This is a genomic window from Nocardioides campestrisoli (genome assembly GCF_013624435.2).
Lineage (GTDB): Bacteria > Actinomycetota > Actinomycetes > Propionibacteriales > Nocardioidaceae > Nocardioides > Nocardioides campestrisoli.
The window spans coordinates 711,387-732,443 of sequence record NZ_CP061768.1; the positions used below are offsets into that span (position 1 = coordinate 711,387).

At 72.6% G+C, this 21,057-nt stretch carries 19 protein-coding genes; 17 read left to right on the plus strand and 2 right to left on the minus strand.

All coding sequences use genetic code 11. The annotated features are described in order from the left end of the window. Positions 1-85: 85 nt before the first annotated feature. The 13 genes from H8838_RS03465 (at position 86) to H8838_RS03525 (ending at position 15,592) form a co-directional block, all read left to right on the plus strand. A complete protein-coding gene (locus tag H8838_RS03465; RefSeq protein ID WP_185996669.1) occupies positions 86-964 on the plus strand; it encodes a MaoC/PaaZ C-terminal domain-containing protein in 879 nt (292 codons plus the stop codon). Positions 965-1,088: 124 nt separating this feature from the next. Continuing rightward, positions 1,089-2,258: an ABC transporter substrate-binding protein gene (locus H8838_RS03470; RefSeq protein ID WP_185996670.1), complete on the plus strand. Its 1,170-nt coding sequence runs from the start codon at positions 1,089-1,091 to the stop codon at positions 2,256-2,258. 147 nt (positions 2,259-2,405) lie between these two features. Continuing rightward, positions 2,406-3,578 (plus strand): acyl-CoA dehydrogenase family protein, encoded by a 1,173-nt coding sequence (locus H8838_RS03475; protein WP_185996671.1) that lies wholly within the window; start codon positions 2,406-2,408, stop codon positions 3,576-3,578. Positions 3,579-3,671: 93 nt separating this feature from the next. Then, positions 3,672-5,249 (plus strand): class I adenylate-forming enzyme family protein, encoded by a 1,578-nt coding sequence (locus tag H8838_RS03480; RefSeq protein WP_185996672.1) that lies wholly within the window; start codon positions 3,672-3,674, stop codon positions 5,247-5,249. 104 nt (positions 5,250-5,353) lie between these two features. Then, entirely contained in the window at positions 5,354-6,520 is a 1,167-nt protein-coding gene (locus H8838_RS03485; protein ID WP_185996673.1) for an ABC transporter substrate-binding protein, read from the plus strand. A 3-nt stretch (positions 6,521-6,523) separates the two neighbouring features. Continuing rightward, positions 6,524-7,363 carry an LLM class flavin-dependent oxidoreductase gene (locus H8838_RS03490; RefSeq protein WP_185996674.1) on the plus strand — a complete coding sequence of 280 codons (840 nt, stop codon included), beginning with the start codon at positions 6,524-6,526 and terminating at the stop codon, positions 7,361-7,363. 17 nt (positions 7,364-7,380) lie between these two features. After that, positions 7,381-8,280, plus strand: coding sequence for an LLM class flavin-dependent oxidoreductase (locus H8838_RS03495; RefSeq protein ID WP_185996675.1), 900 nt, complete (start codon positions 7,381-7,383; stop codon positions 8,278-8,280). Then, positions 8,277-9,479 carry an acyl-CoA dehydrogenase family protein gene (locus tag H8838_RS03500; RefSeq protein ID WP_185996676.1) on the plus strand — a complete coding sequence of 401 codons (1,203 nt, stop codon included), beginning with the start codon at positions 8,277-8,279 and terminating at the stop codon, positions 9,477-9,479. The genes H8838_RS03495 and H8838_RS03500 overlap by 4 nt, the downstream gene beginning before the upstream one ends. Next, positions 9,476-10,573: an acyl-CoA dehydrogenase family protein gene (locus H8838_RS03505; RefSeq protein ID WP_185996677.1), complete on the plus strand. Its 1,098-nt coding sequence runs from the start codon at positions 9,476-9,478 to the stop codon at positions 10,571-10,573. The genes H8838_RS03500 and H8838_RS03505 overlap by 4 nt, the downstream gene beginning before the upstream one ends. Next, positions 10,570-12,171, plus strand: coding sequence for an AMP-binding protein (locus H8838_RS03510; protein WP_185996678.1), 1,602 nt, complete (start codon positions 10,570-10,572; stop codon positions 12,169-12,171). Before H8838_RS03505 ends, H8838_RS03510 begins: the two co-directional genes overlap by 4 nt. Then, positions 12,168-12,605, plus strand: coding sequence for a Zn-ribbon domain-containing OB-fold protein (locus tag H8838_RS03515; protein ID WP_224766355.1), 438 nt, complete (start codon positions 12,168-12,170; stop codon positions 12,603-12,605). Before H8838_RS03510 ends, H8838_RS03515 begins: the two co-directional genes overlap by 4 nt. Then, entirely contained in the window at positions 12,602-13,756 is a 1,155-nt protein-coding gene (locus H8838_RS03520; RefSeq protein ID WP_185996679.1) for a thiolase C-terminal domain-containing protein, read from the plus strand. Before H8838_RS03515 ends, H8838_RS03520 begins: the two co-directional genes overlap by 4 nt. 75 nt (positions 13,757-13,831) lie before the next feature. Beyond that, entirely contained in the window at positions 13,832-15,592 is a 1,761-nt protein-coding gene (locus H8838_RS03525; protein ID WP_224766356.1) for a flavin-containing monooxygenase, read from the plus strand. A 90-nt stretch (positions 15,593-15,682) separates the two neighbouring features. Here the strand turns inward: H8838_RS03525 and H8838_RS03530 are convergent, their stop codons facing one another. Further along, complete coding sequence (locus tag H8838_RS03530) at positions 15,683-16,168, minus strand: MaoC family dehydratase (RefSeq protein ID WP_185996680.1); 486 nt, start codon at positions 16,166-16,168, stop codon at positions 15,683-15,685. Continuing rightward, complete coding sequence (locus tag H8838_RS03535; protein WP_185996681.1) at positions 16,165-17,433, minus strand: acetyl-CoA hydrolase/transferase family protein; 1,269 nt, start codon at positions 17,431-17,433, stop codon at positions 16,165-16,167. The genes H8838_RS03530 and H8838_RS03535 overlap by 4 nt, the downstream gene beginning before the upstream one ends. Before the next feature lie 209 nt (positions 17,434-17,642). Here H8838_RS03535 and H8838_RS03540 point away from each other — a divergent pair, with 209 nt between their 5' ends. Genes H8838_RS03540 through H8838_RS03555 form a run of 4 tightly spaced genes read left to right on the plus strand, consistent with a single transcriptional unit; the run spans position 17,643 to position 21,000 of the window. Next, positions 17,643-18,536, plus strand: coding sequence for a branched-chain amino acid ABC transporter permease (locus tag H8838_RS03540; protein WP_185996682.1), 894 nt, complete (start codon positions 17,643-17,645; stop codon positions 18,534-18,536). Between the two features lie 34 nt (positions 18,537-18,570). Further along, on the plus strand, positions 18,571-19,491 hold the full coding sequence (locus H8838_RS03545; RefSeq protein WP_185996683.1) for a branched-chain amino acid ABC transporter permease: 921 nt from the start codon (positions 18,571-18,573) through the stop codon (positions 19,489-19,491). Then, on the plus strand, positions 19,488-20,351 hold the full coding sequence (locus tag H8838_RS03550) for an ABC transporter ATP-binding protein (protein WP_185996684.1): 864 nt from the start codon (positions 19,488-19,490) through the stop codon (positions 20,349-20,351). The genes H8838_RS03545 and H8838_RS03550 overlap by 4 nt, the downstream gene beginning before the upstream one ends. Beyond that, positions 20,296-21,000, plus strand: coding sequence for an ABC transporter ATP-binding protein (locus tag H8838_RS03555; protein WP_185996685.1), 705 nt, complete (start codon positions 20,296-20,298; stop codon positions 20,998-21,000). Before H8838_RS03550 ends, H8838_RS03555 begins: the two co-directional genes overlap by 56 nt. Positions 21,001-21,057: the final 57 nt, after the last annotated feature.

Genomic DNA, 21,057 nt, shown 5'->3' on the forward strand with positions numbered 1-21,057 from the left:
GCCTGACCCTGCCTGCCTCTGACCGTTCCCGTTCCCGTTCCCGTGTCCCGTCGGGCCGCGCGCCCACGACCCCCAGGAGATCTCCATGCCTCTCGACCCCTCCCGGATCGGCACCCGCTCCGAGCCGACGACCCGCCGCTGGACCACCACCGACAGCCTGCTCTACGCCCTCGCGGTCGGCGCCGGTCAGGAGGACCCGCTGGACGAGCTCGAGCTGACCACCGAGAACAGCCACGAGGTCCAGCAGGTGGTGGTCCCGAGCTTCGCGGTGGTGCTGGGCTTCGAGGGCGGGCTGCCCGAGGTGGGCACCTACGACCCGGCTCGTGCGGTGCACGCCGAGCAGGAGCTCGAGGTGCTGCGCCCGATCGCCCCGGAGGGCGAGGTGCGGGTGCAGACCGAGGTCACCGAGATGTGGGACAAGGGTCGCGACGCGATCTTGTGGACCGAGACCCGGCTGACCGACCCGGCGGACGGCGGCACGGTGGCGGTGTGCCGCACCGGTGCCTTCCTCGGCGGCGGCGGGGGATTCGGCGGCGAGCGTGGCACCACCCGGGAGTGGCTCCGCCCCGAGCGGACGCCGGACGTGGAGCGGGTGGTGGCGACCCGTCCCGACCAGGCGCTGCTCTACCGGCTGACCGGTGACCGGAACCCCCTGCACTCCGACCCCACCTTCGCCGGTCGGGCCGGGTTCGCGCGACCGATCCTGCACGGCATGTGCACCTACGGCATCACCACCCGGGTGCTGCTGGCCGAGGTCTGCGGGGGAGACCCGGCGCGGCTGCGGGCGATGAGCGCCCGGTTCTCCCGTCCGGTGCTGCCCGCTACTGCCCTGGTCGTGCGGGCCTGGCAGGGGGAGACGGCCGGGGACGGAACGCGTCAGGTGCTGTTCCAGGTGCAGGACGAGTCCGGCGAGGTCGTCCTCGACCGCGGCGTGGCGACGGTGACGGCGGCTCAGACCGCCTGAGAGGCACAGGCGTATCGAGGCGCGAGACTCTTTGCGTGTTCTGCCTCACGTGATGCTCCTCACATGCAAAGATCAATCGCTTGCTTAACACAAGGCAGGCGATCGATCCCCAAGGAGCAACCCCGTGATCCACGTTCTTTCCCCCCGTCGCCGGGCCGCCGCGTCCGGCGCTGCCCTCCTCCTCGCCGGCGCCGCTCTCAGCGCGTGCTCGTCGGACGCGGCCGCCGGTGAGGACGGCTACCTGGTCGGCTTCCCCGCCCTGCTCTCCGGCCCGGCTGCCTTCGCCGGCGAGCCGCTGGCGCAGGGGGCCAAGCTCGCGGCCGCAGAGATCAACGAGACCGGCTTCCTCGGAGACGGGGTCGAGGTCGACCTCAAGGTCGACGACCTGAAGAACGACCCGGCTGTCGCGATCAGCCTCTACCGGCAGTACGTGGCCGACGGGGCCTCGGGCGTCCTGTGCTGCGGTGCCGCCGAGACCGGCGCCCTGGCCCCCCTGATCGCCGACAGCGAGGTCCCGGGCATCGTCACCTCGGCCAACCGCGCCGAGGCGGTGCAGGTGCCGAAGGTCTTCAGCACCGTGCTGCTGCCCGCGGCCGAGGGTGGGATGTACGACACCTTCGTGGACGACATGGTCGCTGCCGAGGGCTACGAGACCGCGGTCCTGGCGGTCAACGGCGACAGCGACGCGATGACCATCGACGGTGACGTCTGGGAGGCGGCCCTGGAGCGCAACGGCGTCGAGGTGCTCGAGCGGGTCAACATCGCGATGGCCGACACCAACTACACCGGCCCCGCCACCAAGATCGCCGGCACCAAGGCCGACGTGGTCGTCTCCAGCATGCTCGGCGGCTCCACCGCCCAGCTGGCCCGGGCGCTCCGCGACCGCGGCTACGACCAGCGCATCCTCACCTCCTACGGCGCCTCCGGCGACGCCCTCTTCGAGACCGCCGGAGCAGCGATGGCCGGGGTCGCGTTCACCACGCCGTTCGCCGCCGGCTACCCGGGCAACGAGCTCGCCGAGGAGTTCGTGGCCGCCTACGAGAAGGAGTACGACGAGGCGCCGGACCTGTTCGCCGCCCAGGGCTACACCGCGATGTGGATGATGGCGCAGGGCCTCAAGGACGCCGGTGACCCGGACCCGGCGAAGGTCAGCGCCGCCCTCGCGAAGGTCTCGGGCATGGAGTCCGTCTACGGCGACCTCACCTTCGTCGACGGCCAGGCCACCTTCGACCAGGCCGGCACCTACCTGGAGTGGACCGCCCAGGGCGAGCTGGCCCAGCTCGACCTCGGCTGACCCTCTTCGGGCGCGCCCGGCACCGCCGCGCAGCACCACACAGCAGCACCACACCCGCACCGCAGCAGGCGGCCCGCCCAGGCGGGCGGGCCGCCCCTGCCGCCGGCCCCGAGACGGGTCCGGTCCTCGACCGACGAAGGAACTCCGATGGACTTCTCCCTCAGCGACGAGCAGATCGCCGTCCGCGACACCGTGCGCCGCTTCCTGGCCCGCGAGGTGCTTCCCCTGGAGGGGGAGGTGCTGCACCGGGAGCGCCACGGCGAGACCGGCCTGCGCCACGACGAGCTGGTCGAGCTGCGGGAGAAGGCGCGGACCTTCGGGTTCTGGGGGCTGGGCACGCCCGTCGAGCACGGCGGGATGGGCCTGGACGCTGTCACCCAGTCGCTGGTCTGGACCGAGCTCGGCAAGACGTTCGTGCCGTTCTCCTTCGGCGGCGAGGCCGACAACATCCTGTTCCACGCCGACGCGGCCCAGCAGGCGGAGTACCTGATCCCCACCATCGAGGGGACCCGCCGCTCCTGCTTCGCGATCACCGAGCCGGGGGCCGGCTCGGACGCGGCCAACATCCGGATGCGAGCGGTCCGGGACGGCGACTCCTGGGTGCTCAACGGCGAGAAGACGTTCATCACCGGCGGGCACGAGGCCGACTTCGCGATCGTGGTCGCGGTCACCGACCCCGAGCAGGACGTACGCCGGGGCGGGGCCACCGCCTTCCTGGTCGACCGCGAGCTGGGCTGGACCTCCAGCCCGATCGCCACGATGGGCGAGGCGTCCCCGGCCACGCTGGTCTTCGAGGACGTGCGGGTGCCGGCGGACAAGGTGCTCGGCGAGGTCGGCCAGGGCTTCGCGCTGGGGATGCAGTGGATCGGTCGCGGTCGCTACATCATCCCCTCGTTCGCCACCGGGGTGGCCGAGCGGGCGCTGCAGATGGCGATCGGCCAGGCCACCACCCGGCACACCTTCGGCCGGCCGATCGGCGACAACCAGGCGATCGCCTGGATGATCGCCGACTGCGAGGCCGACCTCGAGGCTGCGCGCTGGCTGACCCTGCGGGCGGCCTGGGCCGTCGACCACGACCTGGACGTCGCCCACGCCTCGTCGCTGGCCAAGCTGACCGGCTCGCTGATGGTCAACCGGGTCGTGGACCGGGTGATGCAGATCCATGGCGGGCTCGGATACACCAAGGAGCTGCCGATCGAGAAGTGGTACCGCCAGGTGCGCCTGTTCCGCATCTTCGAGGGCACCGACGAGATGCAGCGGCTGATCATCTCCCGCGACCTGCTCAGGGGCTACACCCGCGTCGGCGCCCACCTCGCCTGACGAGGACGATGGTCCCCGGGACCAAGGTCCCGCCCCCCACCCCCCCAACGGCCCCCCCGGCCGCACCATCTCAGCATCCCCCGAGGAGCCCCCATGATCCCTCGCGTCGACCTTCCCTTCGTCCCCTGCCCGCTGCCCGGGGGAGGGGAGATGGCCACCCTCGCCGACGTGCTGCGCGGCCGCGCGGCGCTGACCCCCGACCTGGTGGCGGTGCGCACCGACGAGGGCGTGACCACCTTCGGAGAGCTCGACGTGACGGCCTCCCGGATCGCCCAGGGGCTCGCCGCGGCCGGGGTCGGTCCGGGGAGCCGGGTCGCAGTGCTGGGCCCCAACGACCCCGAGACCCTGGTCACGGTGCACGGCGTGGCCCGCAGCGGCGCGGTGCCGGTGGTGGTCAACCACCTGCTGGTCGGCCGCGAGCTGGCCGAGGTGCTGGTCGACTGCGAGCCCGCCGCGGTGCTGCTCGGCGGGCACGACCAGTCCGCGCTCGACCGGCTCGAGCTGCCGGCCTCGGTCCGCCTCGTCGTGGGGCGCGCCGAGGGCGGCGAGCGGGTGCCGGTGCCCGTGTGGGCCCAGCGGTTCCCCGCCGAGGACCCGGGACACGCCCTGCCGGCCGAGGAGACGGCGCTGATGCTCTACACCTCCGGCACCACCGGCCTGCCGAAGGGGATCGAGCTGACCGGCCACAACCTGTCGGCGCAGTACAGCGCGATCCTGCTGGCCAACGACATGGGCGAAGGGTCGGTGGCGATGGCGCCCCTGCCGTTCTTCCACATCGCCGGGCTCGGCTACGCGGTGCTGGCCACGCTCCGCGGCGCCGAGCTGGTGATGGTCCAGCCAGGCCCCGGCCAAGGGATCGCCGACCTGTGGGAGGAGTTCTCGGTGACCCACGCGGTCGTCGTGCCCGCCCTGCTGCAGATGCTGGTCCGCGACCCGGCGGTCCGGGCCCGGAGCTGGCCGCACCTGGCGTACCTGACCTACGGGGCCTCGGCGATGACGGTCGAGCTGCTGCAGGAGGCCAGGAAGGTCTTCGGCTGCCGCTTCCTGCAGGGCTACGGCCTGACCGAGACCACCGGCGGGGTCTCGATGCTCTCGCCCGAGGACCACGACCAGGGTGAGCTGCACCCGTGGCGGCTGGCCACGGTCGGCCGGGCGATCCCGGGCAGCGCGGTCGCGGTCGTCGACCCGATCACGCTCGAGGAGCTGCCCGCCGGGCAGGACGGGGAGATCCTCGTCGCCGGCCACCAGGTGATGAAGGGCTACTGGCGCAACCCGCAGGCGACCGAACGGGCGATGACGCCCACCGGCTGGTTCCGCACCGGCGACGTCGGGTGCTTCGACGACGACGGCTACCTGACCATCCGGGACCGGATCAAGGACATGATCATCAGCGGCGGGGAGAACGTCTACCCGGCGGAGGTCGAGCGCGTCCTGGCCATGGTGCCGGGGGTGCTGGAGTCCGCCGTGGTCGGCATCGCGTCGGACCGCTGGGGCGAGTCGCCGTACGCCTTCGTCGTGCACGCCGAGGGCGTGGAGCTGACGGAGGAGGCGGTCCTCGCGCACTGCCGGGCGAACCTCGCGCCGTTCAAGGTCCCGGTCGGCGTGACGTTCGCCGGTGCGTTGCCCAAGAACGCCACCGGCAAGATCCGCAAGCACCAGCTGCGGTCCTAGTTCCCCCGAGAGCGCGCAGCCGCAAGACGGTTGCGCGCTCTCTCGGCCCATGCAAGAATCAAGTGCTTGCTTCACATTGCAGCCGTTCACAGAAGGAGCCCCGCATGACCCGCTCGACCCGTCGCTCCCGCCCCCGCCTGGTGCTCGCGGCCGCGGCCGCCGGCGCCCTGCTGCTCTCCTCGTGCTCCGGTGAGGCCGGCGCCTCGGAGGACTCGATCCTGGTCGGGTTCACCGCCATCGAGTCCGGCCCGGCGGCCTTCGCCGGCGTGCCGATCGTCGAGGGTGCCGAGCTGGCCGCCAAGGAGATCAACGAGTCGGGCTTCCTCGGCGACGGGGTCGAAATCGACCTCGACGTGGAGGACGCCGCCGGCGACCCGGCCAAGGCGATCGCGCTCTACAAGCAGTTCGCCGCCGACGGCGCCTCCGCCGTCCTGTGCTGCGGCCTCTCCTCCGAGGCGGGCGCACTCGCGCCGATCATCCAGCAGAGCGGGGTGCCCGGCGTGGTGACCTCCGCCATCCTCGCCGACCTCGCGGACCCGCCGCACCTCTACCGCTCGCACCTGCTCCCCTCCGACGAGGGCGGCCTCTTCGACCAGTTCGTCGACGCCGTCGTCCCCGCCGAGGGGCACAAGACCGCCGTGCTGGTCGTCAACAACGACAACGACGGAATGGTCGCCGACGCGAAGGTCTGGCGCGCCGCCCTGGAGCGCAACGGGGTGGAGGTGCTCAAGGAGATCAGCACCAGCGCCGCCGACACCAACTACACCGGCCCGGCCACCCAGGTGGCCGCCCTCGACCCGGACACGGTCGTGGCGAGCACCCTCGGCACCCCGACCTCGATGCTCGCGCGCGCGCTGCGCGAGCGCGGCTACGACAAGCGGATCCTCACCAGCTACGGCGCGGACAGCAAGCAGCTCTTCGACTCCGCCGCCGGCGGCATGGAGGGCGTGCTCTTCCCCGTCCCGTTCTCGGCGGAGTTCTCCACCAACGACACGGCGAAGTCGTTCGTCGCATCGTTCCGCGAGGAGCACGGGAAGGACCCCGACATCTACGCCGCGCAGGGATACACCTCGGTGTGGTTCGTCGCCCAGGGGCTCAAGGAGTCGGGTGAGACCGACCCCGCCGCGCTCGGCGAGGCGCTCGCCGAGATCACTTCGCAGGACTCGGTCTACGGGCCGATCAGCTACGAGGGCGGCCAGGCCTACCTGTCCGAGCCCGGCCTCTACCTCGAGTGGTCCGCCGAGGGCTCGCTCGAGCAGTGGCAGGGCTGAGCCGTGGAGCTGGGTGTCGCCTGCCGGGTCCGTGAGCCGGGGCCGGGGCTGGCCGAGGCGGTCGGTGCCGCAGCCGCGGCCGCCGAGGAGCTCGGCCTCGCCTCCTGGTGGGTGCCGGGCGACCGGGACAGTGCCACGGACGGCTCGTGGGACGCGATGCTGGTCCTCCAGGCGGCCGCCCGGCGGACCAGCCGGCTGCGGCTCGCCTCCACCGGCGACCTGCTCGGCCTGCGCTCGCCCGCGGTCCGCGCCAAGCAGGTGGCGACGCTGGACTGGCTGAGCGCCGGTCGGCTCGACTACAGCCTCGACCCGGGGACACCTCCGACCGCGTTGGTCGACCCCTTCCTCGCCCCGGCGGGGGAGGAGCAGCCCGGCGGCGACGCCGCGCAGGCGCTCGCCACCAGCCTCGAGCACCTGGCGGTGATGACGGCGCTGTGGACCCAGGACCGGGCCGCGCACGAGGGCGCCTCGATCGCGTTCGAGGGCGCCATCGCCAAGCCCAAGCCGCGCGCCCAGGGGTCGGGCGCGGGTGCCGTGCCGCCCGTGCACGTCCGGCTCGCCGACCCGCAGACCCTGGCGGCGTACGTCGCCGGGGGAGGGCGCGTCGACGGGTGGCTGGCCTGGCTCACCCCGGCCGACGAGCTGGCCGCCCGCGCGGGCGAGCTCGCCGCGCCGGTGCACGGCACCCGGCCCCGGCTGACCTGGTTCGTCCCCGCTGACGAGCTGCCGCAGGCCCGGGCGCGCTGCGCCGAGCTCGGCACCGGGGTCGACGAGCTCGTCGCCGTCCTCGACCACCTGTCCACCCCCGACGACCTCGCGGCCCTGGTGGCCGCGGCGGTCTGAGCGCTGGAGGAACCACGATGGAGATCGGACTCGTCGACCTCTTCGACGGCAGTGCCGAGCGCGACCTGGCGTTCATGCGGGACTTCTCCCAGACCGCCGAGGAGCTCGGGTTCACCGGGATCTGGCTCCCCGAGCACCTCGTCTTCTTCGAGCAGTACGACTCGGTCTACCCCTACCCGGCCGCCCCGTCGGCCTCCGACCCCGAGCGCACCGAGGTGCACAACAAGGTCGAGGACGGCAAGGCACGGGTCGAGGCGGCGCAGGACCAGGGGCTGCTCGACGTGGCGATGGCCGCGGCCACGGTGCTCGGCTTCACCGAGCGGCTGCGGATCGGCTCCTCGGTGCTGCTCCTGCCCACGCGCAACGTCCGGCTCTTCGCCCGCGAGCTGATGACCCTCAGCGCCCTCACCGGGGACCGCTTCGACCTGGGTGTCGGGGTCGGGTGGGCGGCCGAGGAGTTCCAGGCTGCCGGCAGTCCCTTCCGGATCCGGGGCATGCGCTCGGAGCAGAACCTCGGCGAGCTCGACCGGCTCTGGGCCGCCGACGACGAGGGTCTGGTGCTGCCCGACCCCAGGCCGGCGAGGCCGCGGATCCTGGTCGGCGGACACTCGCCGGCCGCGATCAGGCGGGCCGCGACGGTGGCCGGCGGCTGGTACCCGTGGAACCTCACGCCCAGCCAGTTCGGCGAGCACCACGCAAGCTTCCGCGACCAGGCCGCCGAGGCCGGCAAGGACGTCGACGCGCTGCACGCGGTCGCGGGCTTCCGGTTCCTGGGGGCCTGGGACCAGCTTCCCGACCTGGTGGACCGCTACGCGGCCCACGGCGCCGACGGCGTCAACCTCTCACTACGCATGACGACGGAGAACTACGTGGAGACGATGCAGAGCATCTCGGACGCCCTGGGGCTGGTCGCATGAGCACCGCCGAGACCGGGCTGGACGCCTTCCGGAGCGAGGTGCGGGGCTGGCTGGAGGCCAACGTCCCGTCCGAGCCGCTGGTCGACTGGGCCTACCCCGAGGGGTTCGCCCAGCACCGGGAGTGGGAGCGGACCCTGTTCGCAGGCGGCTGGGCGGCGGTCGACTGGCCCGAGGAGTACGGCGGCCGGGGCGCCGACCTGCAGCACACGATCGCGTTCGCCGAGGAGTACTACCGGGCCGGCGCACCGGACCGGATCAACATGGGCGGGCTCTACCTGCTCGGCCCGGTGCTGATGCAGTACGGCACCGAGGAGCAGTGCCGCCGGTGGATCCCGGACCTGCTCTCCTGCGAGACCATCTGGTGCCAGGGGTTCTCCGAGCCCGGCTCCGGCTCCGACCTCGCCTCGCTGCGGACCCGTGCGGACCGTGACGGCGACGAGTACGTGGTGAACGGTCAGAAGATCTGGACCTCCATGGGCGGGTACGCCGACTGGATCTTCGCGCTGGTGCGCACCGACCCCGAGGCGGGCAAGCGCCGCAAGCACGACGGGATCACCTTCCTCTGCATCGACCTGCGCAGCCCCGGCGTGGAGGTCCGCCCGCTCACCATGGTCGACGGGACCAAGGGCTTCGCCGAGGTCTTCTTCACCGACGTGCGCGTGCCGGTCGAGAACGTGGTCGGCGAGGTCGGCAAGGGCTGGAAGGTCGCGATGTCGACGCTGGGCTTCGAGCGGGGCGCCGTCTTCGGCGACCACGCGAAGTTCACCCTCGACGTGCAGGCGCTGGCCGGACTCGCGGTGGCGCGGGGCCTGGAGGAGGACAGCCTCACCCTCGACGAGGTGGGCCGGGCGCTGGTCGAGACCGAGGTCTACCGGGCCAACGTCTACCGGCTCGCGGGCCTGGCCGCGGCCGGCGGCGACGTGGACTCGCACGCCTCGGTCAACAAGCTCTTCTGGACCGAGATGCAGCACGACATCTTCGCCAGCGGCCTGCGGCTCATGGGCCCCGACGCCGCGGTGCTCGACCCGGCTCCGGTGACCGAGGGGGCACCCGCCTCCGTGCGGCACGCCTGGGACCGGTGGCACCACCGCTACTGGTACGCCCGCGCGGCGATGATCTTCGGGGGGACCTCGGAGATCCAGCGCAACATCATCAGCGAACGAGTTCTGGGACTTCCGATGGAGCCGCGACCCGCATGACGACCACGACAGACGAGACCCTGGCCGAGGAGCGGCGCGAGCTGCTCGAGGTCACCCGAGTCCTGCTCTCCGAGCAGTCCGGCGAGGAGCACCTGCGCGCCCGCCTCGAGGCCGGCCAGGCGCACGACGCCGCCCTGTGGGCGCGGCTGTGCGACACGGGCCTGGTCGGCGCCCTGGTGCCCGACGAGCTCGGCGGTGCCGGGCTGACCCCGGCCCACCTGGGCGGGGTGCTGCACGCCTTCGGCGAGTACGCCGTGGCCGAGCCCTACCTGGAGACCGCGGTCCTGGCCGCGCCCGTGCTGGCGACGGTCGCCGCCACCGACGGCGAGGCCGCGCGGGAGGCGGGGCAGTGGCTGGACCGGGTCGTCTCGGGCCAGGCGCTGGCCGCGGTGGACGTGGAGATTCCCGGCGTGCAGTCGCCGTTCGTCGCCTTCGCGGCGGACGCCGACCTCCTGCTCACCGTGCGGATCGACGGCGCCGTGCTTCTGCACGCCGCCGACGACCTGGAGGTGCAGCCCGTCGAGGTGCTCGACCCGCTGCGTCCGCTCGCCCGGGTCGTGCCTCGCGGCGAGGGGACCCTGCTGACCACCGACCCCGGGCGCGCGGCGCGGGTGCGGGCCCTGGCCGTGGCCGGGTCCGCCTGCCTGCAGGCGGGGGCCGCCCGCCGCCTGCTGAGCCTGACCGTCGACTACGTGGGCATCCGGCACCAGTTCGGCCGCCCGGTCGGCTCCTTCCAGGGGGTCAAGCACAAGGTCGCGAACGTCGCGGTCAAGGTCGACATGGCCGAGGCAGCCGCGCTGTCCGCCTTCGAGGTCGCCGACCAGGCGGGCGTCGCCGGCCTGACCAGCGGCGACGTCGACCGCCGCGCCCGGTCCGCCAAGGCGTACGCCGGCGAGGCCGCGGAGCTGGCCAACGTCGAGGCCCTGCAGCTGCACGGGGGCATCGGCTTCACCTGGGAGTACCAGCTGCACATCTGGCTGAAGCGGGCGATGAGCCTGACGGCCAGCCACGGCACGCCGGTCGAGCACCGTCGGGTGCTGGCCGCCGAGCTGCTCGCCCAGGTCCGCACCGGCACCGCGGGGGCGGGCCGATGAGCGCCCTCGGCTTCTGGCGGTTGGCGGCCCGCGAGCCGGACGCCCTGGCGACCGTCGACCCGGACGGCTCCACCCGGACCCGCGGAGAGCTGCTGGCCATGGCCAACCGCACCGCGCGCCTGCTGCGTGCCCAGGGTCTGCGCCGCGGGGACCGGGTCCTGGGCGTGGTCTCCAACGAGTCGCCCACGCTGGCCCTCGTGCTCGCCTGCCAGCAGGCCGGCGCGTACTACGTGCCGGTCAACACCCAGCTGGCGCCGGCGGAGGTCGCCTACATCGTCCAGGACGCGGCGCCGGTGGTGGTGGTCACCTCGGTGCAGCACGCCGCACTGCTCCACGACGCGTGCGAGGCCGCCGACTTCCCGGGGGCGCGGTTCGCCTTCGGCGAGGCGGACGGGTTCCGCGACCTGCTCGGCGAGCTGGCCGAGCACTCCGCCGAGCCGCTCGAGAACCGTTCGCCCGGGGCGTCGATGGGCTACACCTCCGGCACCACGGGTCGGCCCAAGGGCGTCCTGCGACACCTCCCCGAGGGGGATCCCGACGACGTCTTCGCCGCCGCCGCGCAGTGGCAGCTGGGGATGTTCGGGATCGTCCCGGAGGAGGGCGGGGTGCACCTGGTCACCTCACCCCTGAGCCACACCGCGGTCAGCGGGCTGGCCGTCACGTCCCTGCACTTCGGGCACGCGGTGGTGCTCACCACCCGGTTCGACCCCGAGGAGACGCTGCGGGTGATCGAGAGTCAGCAGGTGACCACCACCCACATGGTGCCCACCCAGCTGCACCGGCTGCTGCGGCTGCCGCAGGAGGTGCGCGAGCGCTACGACGTCTCCAGCATGCGCAACCTGGTCCACGGCGCGGGTCCGTGCCCCGAGCAGGTCAAGCGCGACGTCATCGACTGGTTCGGGCCGGTGGTCTGGGAGTACTACGGCGCCACCGAGGCCGCAGGCACGGTGATCAGCTCGCACGAGTGGCTGGAGCGACCCGGGAGCGTGGGCAGGGCCCAGCCGGGTGCCGAGGTCCGGATCCTGCGCGCCGACGGCAGCGACCTGGAGCCGGACTCTCCCGGCCTGGTCTTCCTCCGGATGGGTGCGCACGCCTTCGAGTACCGCGGCGACGCGGACAAGACCCGCGGCTCGCGGATCGGTGACTTCGTCACCGTCGGCGACCTCGGTCAGCTCGACGCCGACGGCTACCTCTACCTGCTGGGCCGTACCGCCGAGGTGATCGTCTCGGGCGGGGTCAACGTCTACCCGGCCGAGATCGAGTCGGCGCTGCTGGAGCACCCGGAAGTCTCGGACGTCGGGGTGGTCGCCGCCGAGGACCACGAGTGGGGCGAGGCCGTCGCCGCCGTGGTGCAGCTCAGCGAGGGCTCGCCGCTGGCCGACGACCCGGCCGCGGCCGCGGCCGTCCTGGTCGAGCACCTGCGCGAGCGGGTGGCCCGATTCAAGGTCCCCCGGGTGTTCCGGTTCGTCGACGAGCTGCCGCGCGGGGCCAACGGCAAGCTCCGCAAGCACCTGCTGCCCAGCCTGCTGGAGGGCGAGACCGCCGTGCGCCGCACGCGCGAGGACGCCGCCAGCCCGTCCCCCGGAGGAACTCGATGAGCCAGTCCAGCCCTGAGCCGGCCATGCCGGTCAGCCGTCCCACCCCCGACACCGCCGAGTGGTTCGAGCGGATCGACCGCGAGGAGCTGACCGTGCCGCGCTGCGGCACCTGCGGCCACCACTTCCTCTACCCGCGGATGTGCTGCCCGCGCTGCGGCTCCCGCGAGGTCGCCCTGGTGCCGGCCAGCGGCCGCGGCACGATCGCCTCGTTCGTGCTCAACAACCGGCCGCCGCCCGGCTTCGAGGGGCAGACGCCGTACGCGATCGCCCTGGTCGACCTCGAGGAGGGGCCGCGGATGATGGCGCAGGTGCGCGGGGTCGACCCCGCCGAGGTCACCGTCGACCTGCCGGTGCGCGCGGTCTTCGAGCCACGCGGCGAGCGCCGGGTGGTCCAGTTCGAGGTGGTCGGTAACGGCCAGGAGGAGTCGTCATGAGCCTGCGCGGAGCAGTCGCGATCGTCGGTGCCGCGGAGAGCACCGAGCTCGGCAAGGTCCCGCACATGTCGGCGCTCCAGCTGCACGTGGACGCCGCGCTGAACGCGCTGGCGGACGCCGGGATCTCGCCCTCGGAGGTGGACGGCGTGGCCTGCGCCGGCGAGTCCCCGGTGGACGTCGCCGACTACCTGGGGATCGTCCCGGAGTACCTCGACGGCACCAACGTCGGGGGATCCTCGTACATGCTGCACGTGCGGCACGCGATGGCGGCGATCAGCGCCGGGCTCTGCGAGACCGTGCTGGTCACGCACGGCGAGTCTGGTCGCTCTCGGGTCGGGATGACCACCTGGCGCCCCGCCCCGCAGTCGGCGATGGCGCAGTTGGAGATGCCCTACGGCCCGATCGGCGCCCCGGCCCTCTTCCCGATCGGGGTGCGCCGCTACATGGCCGAGTACGGCATGACCGCGGAGCAGCTCGCGATGGTCCCGGTGGTGCAGCGCCAGTGGGCGGCGATGAACCCGCGGGCCAAGCTGCGCGACCCGATCACGGTGGCCGACGTGCTGGCCTCGCCGGTGATCGCCGACCCCGTGCACCTGCTGCACTGCTGCCTGGTCACCGACGGCGGCGGCGCGCTGGTGCTGACCTCCGCCGAGCGCGCCCGGTCGATGGACCTGGCCGCCCCGCCGGTCTACGTGCTGGGCGCGGGGGAGTCGAGCGAGTCGTCGGTGGTGCAGGGCCTGGAGAGCCTCACCTCGTCGCGGGCCATCCGGCTCGGCGGCGAGCGCGCCTTCGCCCAGGCGGGCGTCGGGCACGGCGAGGTGGACCACCTGATGATCTACGACGCGTTCGCGCACGTGCCGCTCTACGGCCTCGAGGACCTGGGGTTCGTCGGCCGCGGCGAGGCCCCGGCGTTCGTGGCCGACGGCAACACCGCGCCGGGCGGACGGCTGCCGCTGAACACGAACGGCGGCGGGCTGGCCTACACCCACACCGGCATGTACGGCATGTTCGCGATCCAGGAGTCGGTGCGCCAGGTGCGCGGCCAGGCGCCGGCGCAGGTCGACGGCGTCGACGTGAGCGTCTGCACCGGGGTCGGTGGGATGTTCATGAGCTCCGGCACGCTGGTCCTCGGCAGCGAGGCCACCCTCTGACCGGTGCCGGCCCGCGATCCGGGCCGGCACCTTCATGACTAATTGGTAGCAAGCGCTTGATCTATAGGAGGTCCGATGTCGACCGAACTGCCCCCCCTGCCCCGCGTCACCCTTGAGGGCGGCCTCGAGGAGTTCGGGACCCCGACGGGGCCCGGCCCGATGGTCGAGTACCTGATCATCGGGGCCGGCGTCTGCGGGATCTACCAGCTCTACCGGCTCCGCGAGCTCGGCCTGCGCACCCTGGTCGTCGACGCGAACTCCGACGTCGGGGGCACCTGGTTCAAGAACCGCTACCCGGGCTGCCGGTTCGACTCCGAGTCCTACACCTACCAGTACTCCTTCTCCCCGGAGCTGCTGGCCGAGTGGGACTGGAAGGAGCGGTTCGCGCCGCAGCCCGAGACGCTGAGCTACCTGCAGCACGTCGCCGACCGGTTCGACCTGCGCCCGCAGATGCTCTTCGACGCCCGTGTCTCCTCGATGACCTGGGACGAGGCGCGCTGGCAGTGGCGCGTCGTCCTGGCCGACGGCCGCGAGATCACCGCGCGCTTCGTGCTCGGCGCGATGGGCCTGCTCTCCCAGCCGACCACGCCGAGGCTGCCCGGCGCCGAGCGGTTCAAGGGCGTCGCGGTGCACACCTTCGACTACCCCGAGGACCTCGACCTGACCGGCAAGCGGGTCGCCGTGGTCGGGACCGGCGCGAGCGGCGTCCAGGTGGTGGCCGACGTGGCCGACAAGGTGGAGCAGCTCTACGTGCTGCAGCGCGACGCCAACTGGTGCACCCCCCTGGCCAACGGGCCCATCGACAAGGAGGAGATGGAGGAGCTCCGGTCGCGCTACGACGAGATCTTCGAGTGGTGCAGCCAGACCCCGGCCGGCTTCATCCACCGGCCGGACCGCCGGCGCAGCACCGAGCTGACCCGCGAGGAGCGGCTGGCGCACTGGGAGAAGCTCTACTGGGCGCCCGGCGGCGGCCTCTACCTGGGCAACTTCCGTGACTGCGTGATGGAGGAGGAGGCGAACGCCGAGCTCACCGAGTTCGTGGCGGGCAAGATCCGCGAGCGGGTCAAGGACCCCGAGGTGGCCGAGCTGCTGATCCCCAAGGACCACGGCTTCGGGACCAAGCGGGTGGCCGGCGAGTCGGGCTTCTACGAGGCGTTCAACCGCGACAACGTCGAGCTCGTCGACCTGATGACCACCCCGATCACCGAGCTCACCGAGGACGCCGTCCGGCTGGGTGGGCCCGAGGGGCCGCGCGACCTCGAGGTCGACGTGGTCATCTACGCCACCGGTTTCGACGCGGTCACGGGCGCCTTCGACCGGATCGACATCACCGGCGTGGACGGCCGGAGCCTGCGCGAGCACTGGGCCGAGGGGCCGACCACCACGATCGGCGTGCAGACGGTCGGGTTCCCCAACTTCTACATCCTGGTGGGGCCGCAGTCGGGATCGGCGTCGGCGAACTTCCCCCGGGGGATCGAGGACGCCGTCAACTGGATGTGCGACGTCGCCCGCTTCACCTCCGAGCGTGGCATCGGCCGGGTCGAGGCGCGTCCCGAGGCGGAGAAGGAGTGGGTCGAGCACGTGTGGGAGGTCAACTCCCGGATGCTGATGTCGCGGACCAAGTCGTGGTTCAACGGGCACAACATCAACCTCGACCGGGACGACTCCCCGCGAGCGATGGTCTACCTCGGAGGCGGCCCGCTCTACCGGCGCCGGCTCACCGCGGAGTTCGAGGCCGGGCTGCCGAGCTTCGTGCTCAGCACCTACGACGAGGCGCCCGAGACGGTGGCAAGGACCGTGACCGAGGCGTGCCTCGCCGGGCGGCCGACCGCCTGAGCGGCCATGACGAAGGGCCCCTGGCCTCCGCTCACGCGGGGCCAGGGGCCCTTTCTCGTCGCTGCCCGCAGGAGTGCCGGAGTGCCGGCCTCAGGCCCGCGCGGTCTCGCCCTCGGGCAGCATGTGGACCAGGGCGGTACGGCGGGCGCGGCAGACCAGCACGCCGTCCTGGTTCAGTCCGCGGTGCTCGAGGGTGACGATGCCCTGGCGCGGCCGCGACGCGGACTCCCGGCGGGCGATGATCTCGGTCTCGCAGTAGAGGGTGTCCCCGATGAAGACCGGAGCGGGGAAGGCGATCTCCTCGAAGCCGAGGTTGGCGATCGTCGTCTTCTGGGTCAGGTCCGGCACGCCGATCGAGCAGACGATGCTCATCGTGAGCAGGCTGTTGACCAGGCGCTGGCCGAACTCCGACTCCGCCGACCGGACCGCGTCCAGGTGCAGGGACTGCTGGTTCTGGACCATCAGGCAGAACAGCGAGTTGTCGGACTCGCCGATGGTGCGCCCGGGCTCGTGCTTGAAGACGTCTCCGGGCACCATCTCCTCGTAGTAGCGGCCGCGGGGGACGTGGACGGTCATGCGATCTCCTTGTGGGTGTGTCCGGGCTCGCGGAGCGCGGCCCGGTGGTCGGGGTGGGCGATCTCGACGAGCGCCTCGGCGCGCTCGGGCTCGGAGAGGCCCCGCAGGTCCGCGACGCCGTACTCGGTGACGACGACGTCGACGGTGTGCCGGGGCAGCGTGACCACGTCGGCGCCCAGGCGCCGGACGATCCGGCTGTGCCGCCCGTCCGGTCCGGCCGCGGCCACGGCGACCACGGTCAGGCCGCCCACGGAGGCGAAGCCGGACTCGACGAAGTCCATGCTGCCGCCGACCCCCGAGATTTGGCGGGGGCCGACCATCTCGGAGTTCACCTGGCCGAGCAGGTCGACCTCGACCGCGCCGTTGATCGAGACCAGTCGGTCCAGCGAGCCGAGCGAGCGGGGCGAGTGCGAGACCGTGCTCTCCCGGAGCACGATGGCCGGGTTGTCGTGCGCCCGCTCCATCAGCAGCCGGGTGCCCATCAGCTCGGCGGCGAGCACGGCCGGGGCCGGGTCCAGGTCGGTCACCGAGAGCACGCCGCGGTCGAACAGGTCGACCATGGCGTCGTTGGCCATCCCGACGATCCGCACGCCACGCAGACCGCTGTCCCCGAGCGCGGCGGTCACGGACTCGGGCACCGAGCCGATGCCGAGCTGGAGCACCGGGCGGTCGGGGAGCAGCGGGAGGATGTGGGCGGCCACCCGGTCGCTCTGCTCGTCGCGCACGGCGCTGGGGAAGGTGCAGGGGGGCGTCGTGGCGTCCACCAGGGCGTCGAGCTGGCTGACGTGCAGCATCGAGTCGCCGGTCGTCCGGGGCACCAGGGGGTCGACCTCGGCCAGGACCACGGAGGCGCGCCGTACGGCGTGCCGCACGTAGCTGGCCGACGGGCCGAGCGAGCAGTAGCCGTGGCGGTCCGGCGGGGAGACCCGGACGAAGGCCGCGTCGGTGCGCCAGGTGTCCAGCAGGCCGGGCACCGCGGAGGCGCGGGCCGGCACGTACTCGACCTGTCCGGGCGCCAGCGCCTTGCGCGCCGGCCCGTAGGGGTGCCAGGTCACGTGCCGCAGGTGCCCCTCGGCGGCGGCCGCCAGGAACGGGTAGGTGCCCAGCTGGAGGCCGGAGTAGAGCGTGGGGGAGCCCAGCAGGTCGGCACGGTCGGCGAGCGCCGTCAGCAGGGTCTCGGGCGTGCCGCACCCGGGGGCGGCGACGATCCGGGCCCCCGGCGGGAGAAGGTCCATCGCGGCCTCGATCGGCAGCGTCCGCAGCATGGGTCGCACTGGTCTCTCCAGGTGTCTCGGGAGGTTCTCGGGATGGTTCTCGGGACCGGACGAGGGCGTGACGGATCACCGCCGCGGGGAGGGCTGGGGCGGTGACGTTCTCGGCAGGATTTCGCCCGATCGGCTTGACGGACCCATTGTGACCCGGCTAACTTCCAGAATCAAGCGAGCGCTTGATTGATCGCTCGAAGATCTGTGAGGTGACTGTGGAACTGTTGGCACAGCAGCTGGTCAACGGCGTGGCCCTGGGGGCGGTGTACGCCCTCTTCGCCGTCGGCTTCGCGCTGATCCTGGCGCGCATGGGCATCCTGAACGTGGCCCACGGCACCTTCGCCACGTGGGGTGTGCTCGCGTCGTACTGGCTGATCACGGAGTCCGGCCTGGGCTTCTGGGCGGCCGCCCTGCTCGGCATCCTGTTCGCGGGCCTGATCGGCGTGACCGCCGACCTGGTGGCCTTCGGGCCGCTGCGCAAGCGCAACGCCGGGCACTACGCCCCGATCATCGCGAGCATCGGCATCTGGATCTGCCTGCTCACCCTGGCCGAGGGCTTCAGCGGTCCGTCCGCGGTGAGCTACCCGGCCGACGAGGTGCCCTCGACCCCGCTGGAGATCGGCGGCCTGCTGGTCCTGCCGGCCCACCTGATGGCGGTCGTCGCCCTGGTGGTCGTGGTCTGGGGAGTGCACCACCTGCTCAACCGGACCCGGTTCGGCTCCGCGGTGCGCGCGGTCTCCGCCGATGCGCGGTCCGCCGCGATCGTCGGGGTCAACGCCCGCACCACCCTGCTGGTGGTCGCCTTCCTGGCGGCGGCGATCGCCGGGCTCGCCGGCGTGCTCGCCGCGCTGGCCGACAACAACGTCTCCTTCAACCTCGGCGAGGGGCTGCTGCTCAAGGGCTTCGCCGCCGTCGTGGTCGGCGGGTACGGCGACATCCGGGGCGCGGCGCTGTGCGGCGTGGCCATCGGCGTGCTGGAGGTCCTGAGCTCCCAGTACATCTCCTCGGGCTTCCGCGACGCGATCACGTTCGGCGTGCTCCTGGCCGTCCTGGTCGTCCGCCCCCAGGGGCTGTTCGGCGAGCGACAGCTCGTCCGGGCATGAGCTCCCCCCGACCTCAGGAACGAGAGGCACACCTGTGAGCACCACCGCTTGGATCACCACCCTGCAGTTCGCCGGGGTGAACGCCATCTTCGCGCTCAGCATCTACGCGTCCCTGTGGACCGGGGTGCTCAGCCTGGCACCGGTCTTCTTCGGCGCCGTGAGCGCCTTCACCATGGGCTACCTGGCCGGCGTCTTCGGCTTCTCGCCCGTCGTCGGGCTGCTGATCGGCCTGGCGGTGGGCGCCGCCCTGGGCGTCGTCACGGCTGGCCTGGTGCTGCGGCTCGACAGCCACTACCTGGCCATGGCCACCATCGCGATGGTGCTCATCGGCCGGGTGCTGATCCTCAACCTCCCCGACTACACCGGCGGCGCGGCCGGCACCCTGGTGCCGGGCGAGCTCGGCACCTGGGTCTGGCTGGCCGTCACCCTGGGCCTCTCGGCCTGGGTGGTGGCCAGGCTCGCCGGCTCCCGGTTCGGGCTGGCCGCCGACGCGGTCCGCGAGGACGAGGCGGTGGCCCAGACCCTGGCGATCAACCCGCGCCGGATCCAGCTGGTCGGCTTCGTCATCTCCGGCGCCCTGGCGGGCGTGGCCGGCGTGATGCAGGCCAGCTTCCTGCAGTACATCGGGCCGGACACCTTCTACACCCACCTCGGCTTCGTCACCCTGGCCGCCGTGGTCCTCGGCGGCGCCTTCCACTGGGCCGGACCGATCGTGGGCGCGGTGGTCTTCACGATCCTGCCCGAGCTGCTGCGCCAGCCGATGGGCGAGTACGACTCGCTGGTCACCGGGATCCTTCTCGTCGTCATCATCATCTACGTCCCGCGCGGCCTGGTCGACCTGCGTCGCCTGCGCCTGCTGCGACGTGGCCCCCGTGGGGCGGACGCCGACGGTCCAGGTGCCAGCACCCCGGCGGGGACGGTCCCCGCAGGCGCGGAGCCGGAGGGAGTGCGATGAGCAGCCAGCCGCAGGAGCAGGGAGTCGTGGTGGCGCCGGAGCGCCCGGCCGCGGTCGAGATCGTCCACCTGGACAAGTCGTTCGGTGGGCTGGCCGCGGTGGCCGACGTGAGCATGCGGGTCCCCGAGGCCAGCATCTACGGGATCCTCGGCCCCAACGGCGCGGGCAAGACCACCGTGCTCAACATGGTCAGCGGGTTCATCCGGCCCGACTCGGGGTCCATCACCGTGCACGGCAAGGACGTCACCAGCCTGGCGCCGTACCGGATCGCCCGCGAGGGCGTTGCCCGGACCTACCAGAACATCCGGCTCTTCCCGGGGCTCACCGTCCTGGAGACGGTGGTCGCCGGGGCCTACGGGCAGCGCTCGAGCACCCTGCTGGGCTCGCTCCTGCTGAGCCCGGCGGAGCGCCGCGAGCGGCGCGAGTGCCGCGACCGGGCCGCGGAGCTGCTGGAGCGGGTCGGCGTCACCGCCGACCACGGCACGCTGGCCGAGACGCTCTCCTACGGCGACCAGCGGCGGGTTGAGATCGCCCGCGCGCTGGCCACGAACCCCCGGGTGCTGCTGCTCGACGAGCCGACGGCCGGGATGAACGACGTCGAGTCCGAGGCGGTGGGCCAGCTGATGCTGAGCCTGCGCGACTCGGGTCTGACGCTGATCCTGATCGAGCACAACATGCGCTTGGTCGAGGAGTTCTGCGAGGAGGTGTCGGTGATGAGCTCCGGCGCCATCCTCGCGCAGGGTGCGCCCACGTGGTGCCTGGAGCAGGACGATGTGAAGGAGGCCTATTTTGGCAAGCGATCCGATGCTGCACGTATCGCGACTCTGCGCCGCGCACGGCGCGGTCCAGGCGGTTCGTGACGTCGACCTGGAGGTCGGTGCGGGGTCGCTGGTCGCCCTGATCGGCTCCAACGGCGCGGGCAAGACGACGACGCTCAACTCGATCGCCGGTCTGCACAAGCCCTCCTCGGGCAGCGTGCTGGTCGGCGGCCGGGACATCACCGGGTGGCCCTGCCACAAGGTGGTGCGGGGCGGGGTGGCGCTGGTGGCCGAGGGCCGCCGGGTCGCGCCGCCGCTCACGGTGATGGAGAACCTCCGGCTGGCCGCAGCCAGCCGGCGAAGCGACCGGCGGGAGTTCGAGGCCGAGCTGGAGCGGGTCTTCGACCTGTTCCCGCGGCTCGCGGACCGCAAGGACCAGTACGCCGCGCTGATGAGCGGCGGCGAGCAGCAGATGCTCGCCTTCGGTCGGGCGCTGATGACCAAGCCGGCCGTGCTGCTGCTCGACGAGCCGTCGATGGGCCTGGCCCCCTCGATCGTCGACATCCTCTTCGACTCGATCACCACGCTGCACGAGTCCGGGGCGACGATCCTGCTGGTCGAGCAGAACGCCGAGCTGGCCCTGGCGGTCAGCGACCGGGTCTACGTGATGCAGCGCGGCCAGATCGTCGCGACCGGCACCCCCGAGCAGGTCCGCGAGCGCTCCGAGGTGATGAGCGCCCTCTTCGGGTGACCGACCGCCACCCGCCCAACCCATGCCGCCCAGGCGCCGTCCGGGCGGCCCCGACGA

What these genes read in the sequence shown, in the direction of transcription:
- H8838_RS03515 (WP_224766355.1), top strand. Translation starts at nt 12,168, where the DNA reads ATGAGCCAGTCCAGCCCTGAGCCGGCCATGCCGGTCAGCCGTCCCACC.
- H8838_RS03495 (WP_185996675.1), top strand. Translation starts at nt 7,381, where the DNA reads ATGGAGATCGGACTCGTCGACCTCTTCGACGGCAGTGCCGAGCGCGAC.
- H8838_RS03485 (WP_185996673.1), top strand. Translation starts at nt 5,354, where the DNA reads ATGACCCGCTCGACCCGTCGCTCCCGCCCCCGCCTGGTGCTCGCGGCC.
- H8838_RS03505 (WP_185996677.1), top strand. Translation starts at nt 9,476, where the DNA reads ATGACGACCACGACAGACGAGACCCTGGCCGAGGAGCGGCGCGAGCTG.
- H8838_RS03535 (WP_185996681.1), bottom strand. Translation starts at nt 17,433, where the DNA reads ATGCTGCGGACGCTGCCGATCGAGGCCGCGATGGACCTTCTCCCGCCG.
- H8838_RS03520 (WP_185996679.1), top strand. Translation starts at nt 12,602, where the DNA reads ATGAGCCTGCGCGGAGCAGTCGCGATCGTCGGTGCCGCGGAGAGCACC.
- H8838_RS03465 (WP_185996669.1), top strand. Translation starts at nt 86, where the DNA reads ATGCCTCTCGACCCCTCCCGGATCGGCACCCGCTCCGAGCCGACGACC.
- H8838_RS03510 (WP_185996678.1), top strand. Translation starts at nt 10,570, where the DNA reads ATGAGCGCCCTCGGCTTCTGGCGGTTGGCGGCCCGCGAGCCGGACGCC.
- H8838_RS03550 (WP_185996684.1), top strand. Translation starts at nt 19,488, where the DNA reads ATGAGCAGCCAGCCGCAGGAGCAGGGAGTCGTGGTGGCGCCGGAGCGC.
- H8838_RS03530 (WP_185996680.1), bottom strand. Translation starts at nt 16,168, where the DNA reads ATGACCGTCCACGTCCCCCGCGGCCGCTACTACGAGGAGATGGTGCCC.
- H8838_RS03555 (WP_185996685.1), top strand. Translation starts at nt 20,296, where the DNA reads ATGCTGCACGTATCGCGACTCTGCGCCGCGCACGGCGCGGTCCAGGCG.
- H8838_RS03475 (WP_185996671.1), top strand. Translation starts at nt 2,406, where the DNA reads ATGGACTTCTCCCTCAGCGACGAGCAGATCGCCGTCCGCGACACCGTG.
- H8838_RS03480 (WP_185996672.1), top strand. Translation starts at nt 3,672, where the DNA reads ATGATCCCTCGCGTCGACCTTCCCTTCGTCCCCTGCCCGCTGCCCGGG.
- H8838_RS03500 (WP_185996676.1), top strand. Translation starts at nt 8,277, where the DNA reads ATGAGCACCGCCGAGACCGGGCTGGACGCCTTCCGGAGCGAGGTGCGG.
- H8838_RS03525 (WP_224766356.1), top strand. Translation starts at nt 13,832, where the DNA reads ATGTCGACCGAACTGCCCCCCCTGCCCCGCGTCACCCTTGAGGGCGGC.